This window comes from Pseudomonas sp. Leaf127, from assembly GCF_001423155.1.
In the GTDB taxonomy this organism is placed as follows: Bacteria; Pseudomonadota; Gammaproteobacteria; order Pseudomonadales; family Pseudomonadaceae; genus Aquipseudomonas; species Aquipseudomonas ovata.
This window is the reverse complement of record NZ_LMOA01000001.1, coordinates 133,260-151,374: the sequence shown is the minus strand read 5'-3', so window position 1 is coordinate 151,374 and position 18,115 is coordinate 133,260. Positions and strand designations below refer to the sequence as shown.

General features: G+C 61.0%; 19 protein-coding genes and 1 other RNA gene. 6 read left to right on the top strand and 14 right to left on the bottom strand.

The window, feature by feature from the left end:
* Positions 1-2: 2 nt before the first annotated feature.
* The 3 genes from mraZ to rsmI form a co-directional block, all read right to left on the bottom strand.
* Entirely contained in the window at positions 3-458 is a 456-nt protein-coding gene (gene mraZ, locus ASF84_RS00685; RefSeq protein ID WP_056834215.1) for a division/cell wall cluster transcriptional repressor MraZ, read from the bottom strand.
* Positions 459-775: 317 nt separating this feature from the next.
* Positions 776-1,133: RNase P RNA component class A (gene rnpB / locus ASF84_RS03705), an RNA gene on the bottom strand.
* Positions 1,134-1,214: 81 nt separating this feature from the next.
* The gene (gene rsmI, locus ASF84_RS00680) at positions 1,215-2,087 is read right to left on the bottom strand and encodes a 16S rRNA (cytidine(1402)-2'-O)-methyltransferase (protein ID WP_056834213.1); all 873 of its coding nucleotides are present in this window, start codon (positions 2,085-2,087) and stop codon (positions 1,215-1,217) included.
* A 259-nt stretch (positions 2,088-2,346) separates the two neighbouring features.
* On the opposite strand from rsmI, the gene ASF84_RS00675 reads away from it, so the two are divergent.
* From ASF84_RS00675 to ASF84_RS00660, 4 genes are all read left to right on the top strand, one after another.
* Complete coding sequence (locus ASF84_RS00675; protein WP_056834211.1) at positions 2,347-4,164, top strand: penicillin-binding protein activator; 1,818 nt, start codon at positions 2,347-2,349, stop codon at positions 4,162-4,164.
* The gene (locus ASF84_RS00670; protein WP_056834208.1) at positions 4,161-4,529 is read left to right on the top strand and encodes a YraN family protein; all 369 of its coding nucleotides are present in this window, start codon (positions 4,161-4,163) and stop codon (positions 4,527-4,529) included. Before ASF84_RS00675 ends, ASF84_RS00670 begins: the two co-directional genes overlap by 4 nt.
* Positions 4,530-4,673: 144 nt before the next feature.
* Positions 4,674-5,267: a phosphoheptose isomerase gene (locus ASF84_RS00665; protein ID WP_056834206.1), complete on the top strand. Its 594-nt coding sequence runs from the start codon at positions 4,674-4,676 to the stop codon at positions 5,265-5,267.
* A complete protein-coding gene (locus ASF84_RS00660; protein WP_056834204.1) occupies positions 5,264-5,842 on the top strand; it encodes a BON domain-containing protein in 579 nt (192 codons plus the stop codon). The genes ASF84_RS00665 and ASF84_RS00660 overlap by 4 nt, the downstream gene beginning before the upstream one ends.
* 45 nt (positions 5,843-5,887) lie before the next feature.
* On the opposite strand, the gene ASF84_RS00655 is transcribed toward ASF84_RS00660, so the two are convergent.
* The 7 genes from ASF84_RS00655 to rplM form a co-directional block, all read right to left on the bottom strand.
* Positions 5,888-6,307, bottom strand: coding sequence for a ClpXP protease specificity-enhancing factor (locus ASF84_RS00655; protein WP_056834202.1), 420 nt, complete (start codon positions 6,305-6,307; stop codon positions 5,888-5,890).
* Between the two features lie 17 nt (positions 6,308-6,324).
* A complete protein-coding gene (locus tag ASF84_RS00650) occupies positions 6,325-6,942 on the bottom strand; it encodes a glutathione S-transferase N-terminal domain-containing protein (RefSeq protein ID WP_056834200.1) in 618 nt (205 codons plus the stop codon).
* A gap of 208 nt (positions 6,943-7,150) precedes the next feature.
* Positions 7,151-7,906, bottom strand: coding sequence for a cytochrome c1 (locus ASF84_RS00645; RefSeq protein ID WP_056834198.1), 756 nt, complete (start codon positions 7,904-7,906; stop codon positions 7,151-7,153).
* Positions 7,906-9,117, bottom strand: coding sequence for a cytochrome b (locus tag ASF84_RS00640; protein WP_056834197.1), 1,212 nt, complete (start codon positions 9,115-9,117; stop codon positions 7,906-7,908). Before ASF84_RS00640 ends, ASF84_RS00645 begins: the two co-directional genes overlap by 1 nt.
* The gene (gene petA / locus ASF84_RS00635; RefSeq protein ID WP_082481219.1) at positions 9,114-9,770 is read right to left on the bottom strand and encodes a ubiquinol-cytochrome c reductase iron-sulfur subunit; all 657 of its coding nucleotides are present in this window, start codon (positions 9,768-9,770) and stop codon (positions 9,114-9,116) included. Before petA ends, ASF84_RS00640 begins: the two co-directional genes overlap by 4 nt.
* Before the next feature lie 255 nt (positions 9,771-10,025).
* A complete protein-coding gene (rpsI, locus tag ASF84_RS00630) occupies positions 10,026-10,418 on the bottom strand; it encodes a 30S ribosomal protein S9 (RefSeq protein ID WP_056834195.1) in 393 nt (130 codons plus the stop codon).
* A 14-nt stretch (positions 10,419-10,432) separates the two neighbouring features.
* Complete coding sequence (gene rplM, locus ASF84_RS00625; protein ID WP_056834193.1) at positions 10,433-10,861, bottom strand: 50S ribosomal protein L13; 429 nt, start codon at positions 10,859-10,861, stop codon at positions 10,433-10,435.
* A 462-nt stretch (positions 10,862-11,323) separates the two neighbouring features.
* Here rplM and ASF84_RS00620 point away from each other — a divergent pair, with 462 nt between their 5' ends.
* A complete protein-coding gene (locus ASF84_RS00620) occupies positions 11,324-12,220 on the top strand; it encodes a GlxA family transcriptional regulator (protein WP_162241241.1) in 897 nt (298 codons plus the stop codon).
* Between the two features lie 84 nt (positions 12,221-12,304).
* Here ASF84_RS00620 and zapE read toward each other — a convergent pair whose 3' ends face one another.
* Genes zapE through ASF84_RS00605 form a run of 3 tightly spaced genes read right to left on the bottom strand, consistent with a single transcriptional unit; the run spans position 12,305 to position 15,479 of the window.
* On the bottom strand, positions 12,305-13,402 hold the full coding sequence (gene zapE / locus ASF84_RS00615; RefSeq protein ID WP_056834189.1) for a cell division protein ZapE: 1,098 nt from the start codon (positions 13,400-13,402) through the stop codon (positions 12,305-12,307).
* 60 nt (positions 13,403-13,462) lie between these two features.
* On the bottom strand, positions 13,463-14,821 hold the full coding sequence (locus ASF84_RS00610; protein ID WP_056834187.1) for a tryptophan--tRNA ligase: 1,359 nt from the start codon (positions 14,819-14,821) through the stop codon (positions 13,463-13,465).
* A 10-nt stretch (positions 14,822-14,831) separates the two neighbouring features.
* Positions 14,832-15,479, bottom strand: coding sequence for an alpha/beta hydrolase (locus ASF84_RS00605; RefSeq protein WP_056834185.1), 648 nt, complete (start codon positions 15,477-15,479; stop codon positions 14,832-14,834).
* A gap of 144 nt (positions 15,480-15,623) precedes the next feature.
* On the opposite strand from ASF84_RS00605, the gene ASF84_RS00600 reads away from it, so the two are divergent.
* Positions 15,624-16,058 carry a YhcB family protein gene (locus tag ASF84_RS00600; RefSeq protein ID WP_056834183.1) on the top strand — a complete coding sequence of 145 codons (435 nt, stop codon included), beginning with the start codon at positions 15,624-15,626 and terminating at the stop codon, positions 16,056-16,058.
* Positions 16,059-16,211: 153 nt separating this feature from the next.
* Here the strand turns inward: ASF84_RS00600 and cysN are convergent, their stop codons facing one another.
* On the bottom strand, positions 16,212-18,113 hold the full coding sequence (gene cysN, locus ASF84_RS00595; RefSeq protein WP_056834181.1) for a sulfate adenylyltransferase subunit CysN: 1,902 nt from the start codon (positions 18,111-18,113) through the stop codon (positions 16,212-16,214).
* Positions 18,114-18,115: the final 2 nt, after the last annotated feature.

Below are 18,115 nucleotides of genomic sequence, written 5' to 3'. Positions count from 1 at the left end.
AGTCACAGGATCAGGTCACGTAAATCATCAGGCATCGCGCCAGGTTGTTGAATAGCCGCCAGGTCCGCCTCAGCAAGAGCGTTCCAGGCGTCCTCGTCCCACACTTGAAACTTGTTTAGCTGGCCAACTAACATCACGCGCTTATCCAATTTGGCATGTACGCGTAAACGTGGCGGTACAAGCAATCGCCCGCTGCCATCAAGCTCCAGATCGACTGCATTGCCGATCAATAGCCGCTGAAGACGACGATTTTCTTCTCGGAAGGTGGCGAGCTCACGCAGCTTCGCCTCAATCAGTTCCCACTCGGACAGCGGGTAAATACACAAGCAGGGATCGATAGCATCAATGGTCACGATCAATTGGCCACCACTGCGCGAATCGAGCTCGTCGCGGTAACGACTCGGCATGGCGAGACGTCCCTTGGCGTCGAGGTTGATTGCGTTGGCACCACGAAACACAGGCGAAGTCTCCGAATTCTACCTTCTCGCACTGGAAAAACCCACTTCGTGCCACTTTCTGCCACTTGCGCACACTATAGGAACGCGCCCACCACACCGTCAAGGCGAACCCCTAAGGAAAACCCTTACATAACGGAGATTTAGGAGTGGTATTGGATGAGGAGATATGTATCAGGCGATCCGCTCGCAGACTAATCAGCGAGAAATCAGGAAATTGAGAGTAGAAGTTAAAGTGTTTTGTGAAGTTCGAAAATTTTTCTGATATTTGCGAACCGGTCACGCCTGCCAAAAAAGCAGATGGAAGGAGGTGGAAGGAGGTGGAGAGTCGATCTGTAAGCCGGGTTCTGTCGAGGACAGTCATTCCTCTACGACGGCCATCACTGGACGTCTTTAGCAACCTACCCGGTTCCAGCGCGGGCCACGCCTAGGAACCCTATTTGGTCTTGCTCCGAGTGGGGTTTACCTTGCCACGAACTGTTGCCAGACGTGCGGTGCGCTCTTACCGCACCTTTTCACCCTTACCGGCACCGAAGTGCTTAGGCGGTTATTTTCTGTGGCACTTTCCGTAGGCTCACGCCTCCCAGGCGTTACCTGGCACTCCGCCCTATGGAGCCCGGACTTTCCTCCCCCCCTTGTTGCGGAACAACAAGAGGCAGCGACTGTCCAATCGACTCTCCGCCGCCAAGGTTAGCGGCACACGCCGGCAAGAACAAGCTTTAAAAGCCTGTACCGGCGCGTGGCAGTCACAAAAGTGCTTTATTTTTCCTTTTGCTTATCAAGCGCTAACTGATAAAGCAGGTTTTTACGCACCCCGGTGATTTCAGCGGCCAGAGCGGCCGCCCGCTTGACCGGCAGGTCCTGCAACAGCAAGTCCAGCACCCGGCGCGCTTCGGCATTGACCGCCTCTTCGCCCTCGGGCGCGCTCCAGCCGGCGACCAGCACCACACACTCACCGCGCTGCTGGTTGCTGTCGGCCTCGACGAATGCACGCAACTGCGCCAGTGGCAGCCCCTTGAGCGTCTCGAAGGTCTTGGTCAGCTCGCGCGCCAACAAGGCCGGGCGCTCGGCACCAAAAATCGCCTCCATGTCCTGCAGGCATTCCAGAATGCGGTGCGGGGCCTCGTAGAAAATCAGCGTACGCGGCTCTTCAAGGAGCTGCTCCAGGCGCGACCGGCGTCCTGTCGCCTTGGCCGGCAGAAAACCCTCGAAGATGAAACGGTCCGACGGCAGTCCGGCGGCCGACAAGGCGGCAATCAACGCGCAGGCACCGGGCACCGGCACCACGGCAATACCGGCCGCACGCGCCTGGCGCACCAGGTGATAGCCTGGGTCCGAGATCAGAGGCGTACCCGCATCGGAAATCAACGCCACATTGTCGCCCGCCAGCAGACGCTCGATGAAGCGGCTGCCCTCGGCACGCTCGTTATGCTCATGACAGGCCGCCAGTGGCGTTGCTATGCCAAAGTGCTGCATCAATCGCATGGAATGGCGTGTATCCTCAGCGGCAATAAGCGCGACTTCACGCAGAACCTTCAGCGCCCGCACACTCATGTCGTCCAGATTGCCGATGGGCGTGGCCACGACATAAAGCGAGCCGGCGGCGGAATTCGAAGCGACCTGAACAGTCAAAGCGCACACCTCATATGATGACTCCAAGCGATCTATAAAAAGAAGCATTGTACAGGCTACAAAAGCTTTGGACGGGGTCGCACACCGGCAAGCCTGCAAAAGGAAGTAAAGGCATGATTGCAGTACACCCACCTCCTATAAAGCGCGTGACGCCCCGAGCGCCATCCCCGTCAGACCCTTGCACGCCTTCAAAGTCGCACCCTGGCCAGTGCTTGGGTACAATTGCCCGTTAATTTGCTTGAGTATCAGGAACACATCCATGATCGCTTGTCTGCGGCTGTTCTCTGCCCTCGGTCTCGTCGCCTTACTGGCCGCCTGTACCACCGGCTCACCCACCTCCAGCCTCGGAGAGCTGCCTCGCACTCCCGATGCCAGCATCGAACAGTTGCTGGAACAGGCGGCGGCGGCCAACACCCCCGAAAAAGCCTCTACCCTGCGCCTGAGTGCCGCTGATCTGGCCAACCGCCAGGGCAACCCGGGCCGCGCAGCGCAGCTGCTCGAACAGGTCAAGCTCGACCAACTGCCACCAGGCCTGCAGGTGTTTGCCAGCACGCTGTCGGCAGAGCTGGCCCTGGGTCGCAACCAGCCCAAGGCCGCCCTTGCCGCCTTGACCCACCCGAGCCTGCAGCGCTTGGGCGAACTGTCGGTCGAGCAACAAGTGCGTACCCACACCGTTCATGCCCGGGCCCTGGAGCTGGACGGCCAGATCCTGCCGGCGGTGCGCGAGCGCGTATTTGCAGGCCCCCTGCTGCAAGGCAACGACCTTGTCGCCAACAACGACGCCATCTGGAAGATGCTGTCCACCTTGCCGGTCGAGCAATTGCAAGCGACCACTAACGATGATTTCGGCGCCTGGCTGAATCTGGCCCGCGCACTCAAGGGCGCCGGCACCCTGGAGCAGCAACAGGCCGCCATCGACGCCTGGAAAGCCCAGAACCCTCAGCACCCTGGCGCCCAGCAACTGCCGGCAGCGCTGGCACAATTGCGCTCACTGACCAGCGAACCGCTGACCCGCATCGCCCTGCTGCTGCCTCAGGAAGGTCAACTGGCCAATGTTGCCAAGGCGCTGCGCGAAGGCTTCCTGGCGGCGCACTACCAGGCCCAGCAGGCCGGCCAGAACCCGCCTGCCATTCAGGTCTTCGACAGTTCGCGCCTGACCTCGATGGACGAGTTCTATCGCCAGGCCCAGGCGGCCGGCGTCCAGCTGGTTGTCGGCCCGCTGGAAAAGGACCTGGTCAAGCAGCTCAGCACCCGTCCGACCCTGCCGATCACCACCCTGGCGCTCAACTACAGCGACAGCGCCACCTCCGGCCCGCAGGAATTGTTCCAGTTCGGCCTGGCCGCCGAGGACGAAGCCCGCGAAGTGGCTCGCCGCGCCTGGGCAGACGGCAAACGCACCGCCGTGGCCATGGTGCCCAAGGGCGAATGGGGCGACCGTGTCCTGGCCGCCTTCAATAACAGCTGGCGCGCCAAGGGCGGCACCTTGCTGGCCGTAGAACGCATCGACCAGCCGGTCGACCTGGCCCGCCAGATCGCCGACATGTTCAAGTTGCGCTCCAGCGAAGGCCGCGCCCAGCGCCTGCAGAGCACCACCGGCGCCCAGGTGGCCGCACAGCCGTCGCGCAGCCAGGAAATCGACTTCATGTTCCTGGTCGCCACCCCGCAACAGGCCCAGCAGATCAAGCCGACCATGGTCTTCCAGTACGCCGGCGACGTACCGGTCTACGCCACCTCGCAGCTGTTCACCAACAGCAACGACCAGGCCCAGTACAACGACCTCAATGGCGTGCGCTTCTGCGACACGCCCTGGCTGCTCAACGCCAACGACCCATTGCGCCAGCAGGTCGTCGCCCAGTGGCCACAAGCTTCCGGTAGCCTGGGGCGCCTGTATGCCATGGGTGTCGATGCCTATCGCCTGGCTCCACGCCTGGGCCAGCTCAAGGCCCTGCCTGACAGCCGCCTGGAAGGCCTTTCCGGCAGCCTGAGCCTGAACCCCAATCGCCGCATCGAGCGCCAGTTGCCTTGGGCGGAGTTCGTCAATGGCCAGGTCCAGCGCCTGCCGGACACCGCGCCTTGAAATCAGGCAACAACCCTGCGGGGCGCGAGGCGGAAGCCTGGGCCCTGCGGTACCTGCTGCAACAAGGCCTGACCCTGATCGAGACGAACTGGTCATGCCGTCGCGGCGAGCTTGATCTGGTCATGCTCGACGGCGATACAGTAGTATTCGTCGAAGTTCGTTACCGGCGTCACAAAGGCTGGGGCGGCGCACTGCAAAGCGTTGATGCACGCAAGCAGGAAAAGCTCGTCATGGCGGCGCAGCTGTTCCTGCAACAGGCGCCGCACTGGGCCGAGCACCCCTGCCGCTTCGATGTACTGGCGATCGAGGGTGAATCCGACCAGGCAGCCCCGCTGAACTGGCTCAGGAACGCTTTCGACAGTTGAACAGGCCGACACCACCCTCGAATATCCCGCGCCCCCGACAACCTGGCCTGCACGCCCTGCCACACAGAGCGCACAAAGGCATTGCCGGGCGCCTGCGACAGCGGCATCAACAGCCGCCTTATGCTCTAACCAAGGTCACTCTAGATGGACATGCAATCGCGTATTCGCCGGCTCTTCCAGGCCAGCATCGACACCAAGCAACAGGCGATGGACGTCCTGGCACCCCACATCGAGCTGGCCAGCCAGGTCATGGTCAACGCCCTGCTCAACGAGGGCAAGATGCTGTCGTGCGGCAACGGCGGCTCGGCAGGCGACGCCCAGCATTTTTCATCGGAGCTGCTCAACCGCTTCGAGCGTGAACGGCCCAGCCTGCCGGCCATCGCACTGACCACCGACAGCTCGACCATCACCTCGATCGCCAACGACTACAGCTTCAACGAAGTGTTCTCCAAGCAGATCCGCGCCCTTGGCCAACCAGGGGATGTGCTGCTGGCCATTTCCACCAGCGGCAACTCGGCGAACATTATTCAAGCCATCCAGGCCGCACATGATCGCGAAATGGTTGTCGTAGCATTGACCGGGCACGACGGTGGCGATGTCGCTTCGCTGCTGCTGCCCGAAGATGTGGAAATCCGCGTACCGGCCAAAGTCACGGCTCGCATTCAAGAAGTCCACCTGCTGGCGATCCATTGCCTTTGCGATCTGATCGACAGCCAATTGTTCGGGAGTGAAGAATGACCCCTAATCGAATCAGTCTGGCCTTGCTGGCCCTGTGCCTTGGCCTGGGCGGTTGCAGCTCGGTACTGACCGCCACCCGCGACAACCCGATCGAAGATGATCGCGGTACGCGCACCATCGGCAGCAAGATCGATGACTCGCTGATCGAAACCAAGGCCGCGGTGAACATCTCCAAGGCACACCCTGACCTGGCCGAGGGCTCGCATGTCGTGGTGACCAGCTATAACGGCATTGTGCTGCTGGCTGGCCAGACCCCGCGCGCCGAACTCAAGACCATTGCCGAACAGGCTGCGGCTTCCGTGCAACGGGTCAAGAAGGTCAATAACGAGCTGCAGATCCTGCCGCCGTCCTCCCTGCTGGCTCGCAATAACGATGCCTGGCTGACCACCAAGATCAAGTCGCAGATGCTCACCGACAATTCGATTCCTGGCTCACGCATCAAGGTGGTGACCGAGAACGGCATTGTCTACCTGCTGGGCCTGGTGACCCAGGACGAAGCCAACCGGGCGACCAATCTGGTACAAGGCGTATCGGGCGTACAGAAGATCGTCAGGCTGTTCGAATACATCGACTGATCAAGACACCCGTAATAAAAAGGCGATCCACTGGATCGCCTTTTTTTATTTCACCACTTTCAGACTGGGCCTGCCGCTTGGGCGCGGTGGCTCGTTGTCCGGCGGTGGTGCATCGTCTTCCATGTCGATCTCGTCGACATCGTGCTCGTCCAGGGACGGCTCCAGATCAAAGACCATCCCCTGGCCATTCTCCCGGGCATAAATGCCCAGTATCGCGCCAGCCGGGACGTACAACGTATGCGGCACACCGCCAAAGCGGCCTTCGAAACTGACCGCCTCGTTATCCATATGCAGATGACGCACGGCAGTGGGTGAAACGTTCAGGACAATCTGGCCATCATTGGCAAATCCCTGGGGGACCTGCACGGAGGGGTATTCCGCATTGACCAGCACATGCGGGGTGCAATCGTTATCCACAATCCACTCATAAAGAGCACGAATCAGATAAGGGCGACTGGAGTTCATCAACGGCTCCTTAAGCCTTAGCGCATTTCACGTTCGGCAGCAGACAGGCTTGCCTGAAATGCCTCACGTACGAACTGGCGCTCCATATAGTCGAGCAACGGCTTGGCAGGCCGAGGCAATTCGATGCCTAACACCGGCAAACGCCAGAGTATGGGCAATAGACAGCAATCAACGAGACTTTGCTCGTCACTGAGGAAAAAAGGTTTCTCCGCGAACAGCGGCGACACCCCGGTCAGACTCTCGCGCAGTTCCTTGCGAGCCTGCACACGCGCACTCTCCTTGCTTCGCGGATCCAGAATCAGATCCACCAGTGCGCACCAGTCACGCTGGATACGGTGCATCAGCAGACGCGTGTTGGCCTTGGCCACCGGATACACCGGCATCAACGGCGGATGCGGGTAACGCTCTTCCAGGTACTCCATCACCACACCAGGCTCATACAGCGCCAGATCCCGGTCGACCAGGGTCGGCAAGGTGCCATAGGGATTGACCTCGGCCAGTTGCGACGGCACCCGGCCGGCCACAACGTCGATGATCTCGGCCGTGACACCTTTCTCGGCGAGCACGATGCGTACACGATGACAATAGTGGTCGGCGGGGTCGGAATAACAGGCCAACCGGTTGGTCACGCCCATGGTGATCCTCCTCGCTTGTAAAAATGGATGGAACAGACACGCAAAAACCTCCTCGGAGGCCTGCGCTGTTGATCGCTTCGCGGGCGACAAGATAGCTTATTTACAGCAAAGAATTTGGCAATCTTGCGCCGCCGACTGTCGACGCTGCAATCATTACTTCATATGAACACCGCAGGACACGCGCCCTTGGGCCGTCCAGGCATACCATTCAGTGTATACCCTTCCAGTATTCGCGCTTGAGCAGCCAGGCCAGGATGATGAAAACCGCCAGGTACAACAGGACCCAGGTCCCGATGCGTCGATGCTCAAGCTTGAGCGGCTCGGCCGAGTAAGCCAGAAAGGTCACCAGGTGCCTGATCATGTCGTCGAACTGCTCGGCGCTCAGACGACCGGTGCCGGACACCACGACCAGGCGGTTACAGGCCTCAAGCGATGAGGTCTGTTGCGGCGTGCCGGCATCCGCCACCTTGCAATCCAGAACCTGGCGCCCCTGCAGGTGCTCCAGCACATTGGGCATGCTGACATTGGGCAATACAAGGTTGTTGACCCCTGTCGGTCGCGCCGGATCCTGATAGAACGAACGCAGGTAATGGTACAGCCAGTCCGTCCCGCGCACGCGCGCCACCAGGGTCAGGTCCGGCGGCTCGACGCCGAACCAGGCCTTGGCATCGGCCGGGCGCATGCTGCTGTTCATGTGATCGCCAATCCGGGCGCCGGTAAAGACCAGTTTGTCGAGCATCACTTCATGGGCAATCCCCAGGTCATCGGCCACCCGCTCGTAGCGCTGGTACCGGGCGCTGTGGCAGCCCATGCAGTAATTGACAAAGGTACGCGCGCCATCCTGCAGGGCTGCCTGGTCGGACACATCGATCCTGACCGGCGCCAGCGCCTGCGGGCCTGGCACGGCCGCCAAAGACAATACCGGAACCAGGACCAGCACCCACACCACCCATAGCCTGCTCATCAGCCCGTCACCCTCTCAGGAACCGGCTTGGTGTGCTCAAGCCGGGTGTAGAACGGCATCAGTATGAAGTACGCGAAATACAGGACCGTGCAGACCCGCGCCAACAGGGTGAGTCCTGGCGTCGGCACCTCCATGCCCAGCACCCCCAGGGTGACGAAAGACACGCAAAACACCAACAGCCACACACGGCTCAGCCAGCCCTTGTAGCGCATGGAGCGCACCGGGCTGCGGTCCAGCCATGGCAATACGAACAGCACGGCGATGGCCGCCCCCATCGCCATGACCCCCATGAGCTTGTCCGGGATGGCGCGCAAGATGGCGTAGAACGGCGTGAAGTACCACACCGGCGCAATGTGCTCGGGCGTCTTGAAGGCATTGGCGACCTCGAAATTGGGCTTTTCCAGGAAGTAGCCGCCCATTTCCGGGAAAAAGAACACCACAAGGCAGAACACAAAAAGAAACACCGCCACACCGAAGATATCCTTCACGGTGTAGTAAGGATGAAAGGGAATGCCATCGAGCGGAATGCCGTTCTTGTCCTTGTACTTCTTGATGTCGATCCCGTCAGGGTTGTTCGAGCCCACCTCATGCAACGCCAGGATGTGCAGCACTACCAGCCCCAGGATCACCAGCGGCAGCGCAATGACATGCAAGGCAAAGAAGCGATTCAACGTGATCCCGGACACCAGGTAGTCACCGCGAATCCACTGGGTCAGGCCTTCGCCGATCACCGGGATGGCGCCGAACAGGGAGGTGATGACCTGCGCACCCCAGTAGGACATCTGCCCCCACGGCAACAGATAGCCCATGAACGCCTCGGCCATCAACGCAAGATAGATGAACATGCCGAAGATCCACACCAGCTCGCGCGGCGCCTGGTACGACCCGTAGAGCAACCCGCGAAACATGTGCAGGTAGATCACGATGAAAAACGCCGACGCCCCCGTAGAGTGCATCTGGCGCAGGATGGCGCCGTAATCGACATCGCGCATGAGGTATTCGATCGAGGCAAAGGCCGCCTCGGCCGTTGGCGTGTAATACATCGTCAGCCAGATGCCGGTCAGCAACTGGTTGATCAGCACCACCAGTGCCAGGGAGCCGAAGATGTACAGGATGTTGAAATTTTTCGGGACGTAATACTTGCTCAAGTGCTCTTCGAACACCCGCGTGACCGGAAACCGCGCATCGATCCACTTCATGAAGCGACTCATGACGCACCCTCCTGATCGACGCCAATGACAATGACGGTCTCGGACTCATAGTGATGAGGAGGCACCGGCAGGTTAAGCGGCGCGGGCTGTGCCTTGTAGACCCGTCCGGCCAGGTCGTAGCGCGAGCCATGACACGGACAGAAATAGCCGCCCGGCCAGTCCTTGCCAAGGTCGGCCGGGGCCACTTCGGGACGAAAGGTCGGCGAACAGCCCAGATGCGTGCACAAGCCGACCAGCAACAGGACCTGCGGCTTGATCGAGCGGGTCAGACGGTCGACATAGTCAGGCTGCACCGACTCGGCGGACTCGGGGTCTGCCAACTGGCCGGCAAGCGCCTTCAGGCCGTCAAGCACCTGTGGCGTGCGGCGCAGGATGAAGACCGGCTGGCCGCGCCACTCGGCCACCATTTGCTGGCCTGGTTCGAGCTTGTCGATATTGACCTTTACCGGCGCGCCGGCTGCCCTGGCCCTGGCGCCGGGAAACCACGACCCTACGAACGGCACCGCAGCACCTGCCAGCCCCGCCACCGCGACGACTGACGTACTGGCAACCAGAAAGCGGCGTCGTTGCGGGTTGATCGCGCCCGGGTCGAGCGGATCTGGCCCAGGCTGATTGTGATGGAGCGCATCCGGATGGATGGAGTCATTGCTCATTGCACCCTCTCCCGTGCAGTGCAAGACCTGCAAACGCAAAGGCCCGACCCTTGATAATCTAGTCGCTGGCCGAGGCCTGAGCCGGCAAAAAAAGCCCCTTCCATCTACAAGACGACCACACGCGCCGAAAAGGCTGCATGGCTGTAACTACAGGGTTACAGCCATGCAGCCTTTGAGTTGGCCGACAAATCACAGGCATAAAAAAACGCCCGGCTTCGTAAGAAGCGGGCGTTTTTTCGGAACGCAGAAAGCGAATTAACGCTTCGAGTACTGCGGACGCTTACGCGCTTTACGCAGACCGACTTTCTTACGTTCAACTTCACGGGCATCGCGAGTCACGAAACCGGCCTTGCGCAGTGCAGGGCGCAGGGTTTCGTCGTACTGCATCAGAGCGCGAGTGATGCCGTGGCGGATTGCGCCAGCCTGGCCACTTACGCCGCCACCGATAACGGTGACGTAGATGTCGAACTTCTCGACGGTGGCGGTCAGCTCCAGCGGCTGACGAACTACCATGCGGGCAGTTTCACGACCGAAGAACACGTCCAGCGAACGGTTGTTGATCGAGATGTTACCAGTACCCGGACGCAGGAAAACGCGAGCGGTTGCGGTCTTGCGACGGCCAGTGCCGTAATTTTGAGTCGCCGACATAATCAACTATTCCGTTAAAACTTCAGTTCTTGGGGCTGCTGAGCAGTATGAGGGTGAACAGCGCCCGCATAGACTTTCAGCTTACGATACATGTCGCGACCCAGCGGGTTCTTCGGCAGCATGCCTTTGACCGCGGTCTCGAGTACACGCTCAGGAGCCTTGTCGATCAGCTTTTCGAAAGTGATCGATTTGATCCCGCCCGGGAAACCGGAGTGAGAATAGTAGATCTTGTCGGAAGCTTTGGCACCGGTGACACGCACTTGCTCGGCGTTGATCACGACGATGTAGTCGCCGGTGTCAACGTGAGGGGTGTACTCAGGCTTGTGCTTGCCACGCAGACGGCTCGCGATTTCGGTGGCCAGACGACCCAGGGTCTGGCCAGCAGCATCGACGACGAACCAGTCGCGCTGAACTGTTTCCGGTTTAGCAGTAAAAGTTTTCATTCTTTATAGCCTCAGGGGCCGCCTGAAAATATGAGACGGCGGAGCTTACTGAACAGTGCATTCCTTGACAAGCCAACAGGGCTCGCCAAAGTCGGCCGGAAACAGACGCTATCGGGGGCTCGGGTCAGCGCGTCCGTATACGGCAGGATCTTCAATGGACGGGGCATCACGCCGGCCACCAAGAGGTGCGCAATTATACAGACTGCGTCGATAAGCTCAACCTGAATTTCTCATGCAGTACGGCCTTGCCAGAGCATCCGGATACGCAGGCGCGACACCAGGGATCGAGGCTGGACAGGACCGGCAAAACATAAGACGATTCAGCCGCAGTTTGACCACTATTCCTTATAAGAACAAAAGATCATGCCAACTCAATCAACCGCCGTGCTCCGGCGCGTGAGCATCCTGGCTATCGACCGGGTATTCGCCTCGACCCTGATGCAAGCCAAGGATTTCTTTCACCTGGCCAGCCTGCGCTACAGCAAGCAACTGGGCCACGGCATCAAGCCGTCCTTCGAAATCCGGCTGGTCAGCCCCGACGGCCAGCCCGTCAACAGCTTCAGCGATGTCATGTTGCCGGTCGACGGCGGCCTGGAATCAAGCGATATCATCGTCTTGCCGGCCTTCTGGGACGATTTCGACGCCCTGAGCCAGCGCTATCCGCAAATCCTGCCCTGGCTGCGCGAACAGCACGCCAGGGGCGCCGTCTTGTGCGCCGAAGCCAGCGGGGTGTTCTGGATGGCCGCCACCGGCCTGCTCGACGGCAAGGAAGCGACCACCTACTGGCGTTTCTTCAATGAGTTCGCCGAACGCTTTCCCAAGGTGCATCTCAATCAGGACAAGCACATCACCGATGCCGACAACCTGTACTGCGCCGGCGGCAGCACCTCGGCGTGCGACCTGTATATCTACCTGATCGAGCGATTCTGCGGGGCAAACGTGGCCCAGGCCGTGGCCCGCGACATTCTTTACGAGGTGCGGCGCAACTATTCGCCCGGCCGGATCGGCTTTGGCGGGCAGAAACTGCATCAGGACATGACCATCCTGCAGATCCAGCACTGGCTTGAAGAGCACTTCGCCGACAAGTTCCGCTTTGAAGACGTGGCGCGCGAACACGGCATGAGCATCCGCAACTTCATGCGCCGCTTCCAGAGCGCCACCGGTGACAAGCCGCTGCACTACCTGCAGCGCCTGCGCATCGAGACCGCCAAGGGGCTGCTGTCGGCCACGCGCAAGAGCATCAAGACCATCAGCTACGAAGTCGGCTACGACGACGCCAGTTTCTTTGCCCGTCTGTTCCGCCAGCACACCGAACTGTCACCTAACCAGTACCGGCAACAGTTTCAGCAGGCCGCCTAAGGCAAACCGCAGGGCCGGCTTTAGCCGGGAATGATGCGCTATCGTTCCCGACTAAAGCCGGTCCTGCGAGCAATCTGCGCGTGGTTATGGCTTGTGCGCACGAGACAGGAATTCGTGCGACTGCATTTCCAGCAGGCGGCTGAGGGTGCGCTGGAACTCGAAGTTCAGGCGCCCCCCCGTGTACAGGTCCTTGAGCTCGACCTCGGCAGAGATGATCAGCTTGACGTTGCGGTCGTAGAATTCGTCAACCATGTTGATGAACCGGCGGGCGATGTCATCGGTGGTCACGCTCATCTGCTCCACATTGCTGAGCAACACGGCATGGAAGATCTTGCCCAGCTCGATATAGTCGTTCTGGCTGCGCGGACCGTCGCACAGGTCGCGGAAATTGAACCAGGCCACGTCGTCACAGGTGCGCACCGCACGAATTTCCCGGTTCTCGATCATCAGCACGTCGTTTTCGACGGTTTCGGCGCAATCGGGGGTCAGCGCCTTGAAGCTGGCGCGCAGGCTTTCGTGGGCGGCATCGTTGAGCGGGAAGTGGAACAGCTCGGCCTGCTCCAGATGGCGCAGACGATAGTCGACGCCGCTGTCGACGTTGACCACTTCGGTGTGCTGCTTGATCAGGGCAATGGCCGGCAGGAAGCGCGCACGCTGCAGGCCGTCCTTGTACAGGCCGTCAGGCACGATGTTCGAGGTGGCCACCAGCGAGACGCCATTTTTGAACAGTTCTTCCATCAGCGTGCCCAGGATCATGGCATCGGTAATGTCGGAGACGAAGAACTCGTCGAAGCAGATCACCCGCGCTTCGTCGGAAAACCGCCTGGCAATGATCGTGAGCGGGTTTTTCTCCCCCTTGAGCGTCTTCATCTCTTCGTGCACCCGCTTCATGAAGCGGTGAAAGTGCGTGCGCGTTTTCTCCTTGAACGGCAGCGCATCGAAGAAGGTGTCGACCAGATAGGTTTTGCCGCGCCCTACTCCGCCCCAGAAATACAGGCCCTTGACCACTTGCGGTTCTTTCTTGCCGAACAGCTTGCCGAACAGGCCAGGCTTGCTGTCCTGGGCGGCGATCAGGTCTTCATACAAACGCTGCAAATGACGCACAGCGTTTTCCTGAGCGGCATCATGAAAGAAGTCCGGGCGTTTCAGGTCGGCTTGATATCGTTCTAGGGGCGTGGTCATAGTCATCGGCGGGGCTGAAAAACGGGCCGTCACTGTAGCGACGGCCCCGGGGAATGGCAATCAGTCCTGTGCAGGAGCGAGTGCCAGTTTGAGGGTCTCGATCGCGCTGTCACGTGCATCGGTGCCGCTGAACAGCGGGCTGTCGGCCACGCATTCGCCGTCGAGCCACAGGCTGAAGCGGTCGTCCTGGGCGCGCAGGTCCAGCTCGCCACCCTGTTGCAGTTGCTTGCTGACAGCGCCTGCCGCCTTGCCATCGGCAAAGGCACGCGACAACAGCAATTGCTCACCGTCAGCGGCCAGCAGGCGGAAACGGAAGCGGCCGTCCTCGTCACGGAAACTGACAAAGCGAGCGGCCTTGGCGGCCTTCTTCTTGCCGCTTTCGGTGCCTTCAGCGCTTTGCGCCACGCTGCGGAACGAGCGCAGGCCTACCGCTTCACGCAGGGTTTCCAGGAACGGGGTGGCAATGCGCCGGGCCTTCTGTGCGCCGGCAAGCAGGATGTCTTCGAGGTCGGCGGGGCGTGCAATCAGTCGGTGGTAGGTTTCCCGAGCCTCGCCCAGCTCGCTGTCGAGCAGGCTGACCAGACGCGCCTTGGCCTCGCCCCAACCCAGGCCATCAAGCAGCTCGGCGCGCAGTGCGGCACTTTGCTCGGCCGTGGCGAAGGCCTGGTAAAGCGTGAACAGGTGCGCGCTGTCCGGGTCTTTGGCCTCGCCGGGCGCACGCGAGTCAGTGACGATGCGCGAGACGGCGTCCTTGAGTTCCTTGCTGCTGCTGAACAGCGGGATGGTGTTGTCGTAGCTCTTGGACATCTTGCGGCCATCCAGGCCCGGCAGCGTGGCCACGCTCTCTTCGATCAGCGCTTCGGGCATGGCGAAGAATTCCTTGCCATTGCCGAACAGGTGGTTGAAGCGCTGGCCGATGTCACGGGCCATTTCCACGTGCTGGATCTGGTCACGACCGACCGGCACCTTGTTGGCGTTGAACATCAGGATGTCGGCCGCCATCAGCACAGGGTAGCTGTACAGGCCCATGCTGATGCCGGCATCGGGGTCTTCACCGGTTTCGACGTTGCGATCGACCGAGGCCTTGTAGGCGTGCGCACGATTGAGCAGGCCCTTGGCCGCGACGCAGGTCAGCAGCCAGCACAGCTCGGGGATTTCCGGAATATCGGACTGCCGATAGAACGTCACTCGCTCCACGTCCAGGCCGGACGCCAGCCAGGTGGCTGCAATTTCCTGACGCGAGCGCTGGATGCGCAGCGGGTCATCGCATTTGATCAGGGCGTGGTAGTCGGCCAGGAAATAGAACGAGTCGACGCCGGGCTGGCGGCTGGCAAGCACGGCCGGGCGAATGGCACCGGCGTAGTTACCCAGGTGGGGAGTACCGGTCGTGGTAATGCCGGTCAGGATACGAGTGGTCATGGCAGGTCGCTTAAGCTGTGGGCTGTGATCGGTTCGCAAGGCGGGGCATGACCAGATCCTTCAGATCGGTCAGCTTGCCGTGAAAGAAGTGTCCGCATTCTGCCACTTTCAGCAGCTCATGGGGGCGTTGCAGTGCTCCCGACCATGCATACACCACCTCAGGCTCGATGACCTCGTCGGCATCGGGCTGGATAATGGTCAGCGGCGTCTGTCGGGCCACGTCGGCGTGCGCCTTGAAGCGCCCGGCCGCCGGCGCGATCAGAAAGAGCTGCTCAAGGGCCTGGCCCTGTTCTTCAAGGCGACCACTGAGGCTGCCGGCCACATAGCCGCCAAACGAAAAACCGAACAGCGTCATGGGCAAGTCAGGTTGCTGTGCACGCAACCAGTGCGCGGCGGCCTGGGCGTCGTCGATTTCTTCACCACCTGCCACCGAGGTGCCGGCACTGGCGCCGACACCTCGGTAGTTGAAGCGCAAGGTGATCAGACCTGCATCGCGTGCGGCGCGCTGCAGGGTCGAAACGACCTTGTTGAGCATCGTTCCGCCCTGAATCGGGTTAGGATGACAGATCAGCGCCACGCCCCTGGCATCGGGCAGGTCCTGATAAAGTGCTTCGAGCGGACCTTGCGGGCCGTCGATGAAGACTGGGGTTTCGCGCATGGGTAAACAGAACTCCGTGACCCCGAAATGGGTCGACTCGTCTAGCTGAATGTCTGTGGCTGGCATATCGGCGACGCGTCGCGGCTATACAGCGCAGGTTCGAGCCGTTAACGTAAAGCAAAGCCGTTTATAGAGGAAGGACTCGTGGAACACTCGCTCTTAGTTTGGTTGTTGCCGACTCTTGCCCTGGTGGCCGGTGTCGTCATTGGTTTTTTGGTCGCGCGTCTGCTGCCCAATACCGTTCCCAACAGCACCCAGCGTCAGCTGGATGACGTGCAGGAACGTTTCGATACCTATCAGAATGAGGTGGTCACCCACTTCAACAGCACCGCTACCCTGATCCAGAAGCTCAACCACCAGTATCAGGAAGTCCAGGAGCATCTCGCCGAGAGCGCCAACCGTCTTGCCCTCGATGAACTGACGCGTCAGCGCCTGCTGGCCTCGCTGCACCCGGAGGCCCACCCGACGCCGCGTGATCGCCTGACCCCGCCACGCTACACCGAGGCGCCCAAGGACTACGCGCCCAAGACGCCCAATGCCCCCGGCATGCTGGACGCGCAATACGGCTTGAAAAAATGATCGGTTGACCGGTCATACGAAAAAGCCCCCGGCCTTGCGGCACGGGGGCTTTTTTGTGTCGGACTGGGCGGATGGCGCTCCGCCTGGTCCGCAGGAGCGGCTTTAGCCGGGAAGCGGGCGCCACATTCCTCCTGGCTAAAGCAGATCGCGGCGTCAGATCGCGCCGCGGCTGCGCAGCAGGTCCAGTACCTGTTTGACGCACTCCTCGACGCTCAGGCTCTGGGTGTCGAGCACCAGGTCGGCATTGAGCGGCACGTCATAGGCAAAGGACTCGCCCGGGATGTTGTCGCCAGCGGCGGCATACAGGCCCTGCGGGTCACGTTCGCGGCAGACCTGCGGAGAAGCCTGGACATACACGGTGATCAGGCGCTCCTTGCCGATCAGGGCCTTGGCCTGCTCACGACCTTCCCCATCAGGGGCCACGAACGCGGCCAGGGTCAACAGGCCGGCTTCGTTGAACTGACGCGCCACGTGCGCGGCACGACGCCAGTTCTCGGTACGGCCGGCGCGGTCCTGTGGCAAGCCCTTGTTCAGGTCGTGACGCAGGTTCTGGCCATCGAGCACATAGACCGAGCGGCCCATGTCGAACAGCTTGCGCTCCACGGCATAGGCCAGGGTGCTCTTGCCGGCGCCGGACAGGCCGCTGAACAATACCGTGGCCGGTTGCTGACCCAGGCGCAGGGCACGCTCTTCGGTCGACACATGCGCCAGCTCACCGTGCTGGCCGTGAGTGCCATGCGGCAGCACCGGTGGCGCAATGATCATGCCGGCACCGACGGTGCCGTTGGTCAGGCGGTCAATGACGATGAAGGCACCGGTGGTGCGGTTGCTGTCATAGCCGTCCAGCGCGATGGCGGCATCGAGGCTGACCTTGACCCGGCCGATCTCGTTGAGTTGCAGGGCACTGGCGGTGCCGTGCTCCAGGGTGTTCACATCGACCTTGTGGGTGATGCTGGCAATCGAGCCCGGCACATAGCTGGTGGCGCGCTTGATGTCGTACTTCTTGCCCGGCAGCATCGGCTCTTCGGCCATCCACACCAGCATCGCATCGAACTGGTCGGAGACCGTCGGCACGTTGTCGGCATGCACCAGCAGGTCGCCACGGGAGATGTCGATCTCGTCTTCCATGGTCAGGGTCACGGCCTGGCCGGGGCCGGCCTGCTCCAGCTCGCCTTCGTAAGTGACGATGGACTTGACGCGGCTGCTCTTGCCCGACGGCAGGACCACGACCTCGTCGCCCTTGTGCACGATACCGCTGGCCAGGGTGCCGGCAAAACCACGGAAGTTCAGGTTCGGGCGGTTGACGTACTGCACCGGGAAACGCAGGTCGGTGAAGTTGCGATCGGCAGCCACTTCGACGGTTTCGAGGATTTCCATCAACGCAGGGCCGGTGTACCACGGCGAACGCTCGCTGCGGTTGACCACGTTGTCGCCCTTGAGCGCCGACATCGGCACGAAGTGCAGGCTGCTCGGGTTCAGCTCGATGGCATCGGCAAACGCCAGGTAATCGGCCTTGATCGACTCGAAGACCTGCTCGTCAAAGCCCTTGAGGTCCATCTTGTTGATGGCCACGACGATGTGCTTGATGCCCAGCAACGAGGCGATGTAGCTGTGCCGGCGGGTCTGGGTCTGCACGCCGTAGCGGGCATCGACCAGGATGATCGCCAGGTCGCACGTCGAGGCGCCGGTGGCCATGTTGCGGGTGTACTGCTCGTGGCCCGGGGTGTCGGCAATGATGAACTTGCGCTTGGCCGTCGAGAAGTAGCGGTACGCCACGTCGATGGTGATGCCCTGCTCGCGCTCGGCCTGCAAGCCGTCGACCAGCAGCGCCAGATCGATGTCTTCGCCGGTGGTGCCGCTCTTTTTCGAATCGCGGGTGATGGCTTCGAGGTGGTCCTCGTAGATCATCTTGGAGTCATGCAGCAGGCGCCCGATCAGGGTGCTCTTGCCGTCATCGACGTTGCCACAGGTCAGGAAGCGCAGCAGTTCCTTGCGCTCGTGCTGGGACAGGTAGGCGAGGATGTCCTCGCTGATCAGATCGGATTGGTGCGACATGA

Bases quoted from the DNA above. Each gene is read 5' to 3' on its own strand.
- ASF84_RS00675 (WP_056834211.1), top strand. From the start codon at position 2,347: ATGATCGCTTGTCTGCGGCTGTTCTCTGCCCTCGGTCTCGTCGCCTTA.
- ASF84_RS00665 (WP_056834206.1), top strand. From the start codon at position 4,674: ATGGACATGCAATCGCGTATTCGCCGGCTCTTCCAGGCCAGCATCGAC.
- ASF84_RS00660 (WP_056834204.1), top strand. From the start codon at position 5,264: ATGACCCCTAATCGAATCAGTCTGGCCTTGCTGGCCCTGTGCCTTGGC.
- ASF84_RS00655 (WP_056834202.1), bottom strand. From the start codon at position 6,307: ATGAACTCCAGTCGCCCTTATCTGATTCGTGCTCTTTATGAGTGGATT.
- ASF84_RS00650 (WP_056834200.1), bottom strand. From the start codon at position 6,942: ATGGGCGTGACCAACCGGTTGGCCTGTTATTCCGACCCCGCCGACCAC.
- ASF84_RS00645 (WP_056834198.1), bottom strand. From the start codon at position 7,906: ATGAGCAGGCTATGGGTGGTGTGGGTGCTGGTCCTGGTTCCGGTATTG.
- ASF84_RS00640 (WP_056834197.1), bottom strand. From the start codon at position 9,117: ATGAGTCGCTTCATGAAGTGGATCGATGCGCGGTTTCCGGTCACGCGG.
- petA (WP_082481219.1), bottom strand. From the start codon at position 9,770: ATGAGCAATGACTCCATCCATCCGGATGCGCTCCATCACAATCAGCCT.
- rpsI (WP_056834195.1), bottom strand. From the start codon at position 10,418: ATGTCGGCGACTCAAAATTACGGCACTGGCCGTCGCAAGACCGCAACC.
- rplM (WP_056834193.1), bottom strand. From the start codon at position 10,861: ATGAAAACTTTTACTGCTAAACCGGAAACAGTTCAGCGCGACTGGTTC.
- zapE (WP_056834189.1), bottom strand. From the start codon at position 13,402: ATGACCACGCCCCTAGAACGATATCAAGCCGACCTGAAACGCCCGGAC.
- ASF84_RS00610 (WP_056834187.1), bottom strand. From the start codon at position 14,821: ATGACCACTCGTATCCTGACCGGCATTACCACGACCGGTACTCCCCAC.
- ASF84_RS00605 (WP_056834185.1), bottom strand. From the start codon at position 15,479: ATGCGCGAAACCCCAGTCTTCATCGACGGCCCGCAAGGTCCGCTCGAA.
- cysN (WP_056834181.1), bottom strand. From the start codon at position 18,113: ATGTCGCACCAATCCGATCTGATCAGCGAGGACATCCTCGCCTACCTG.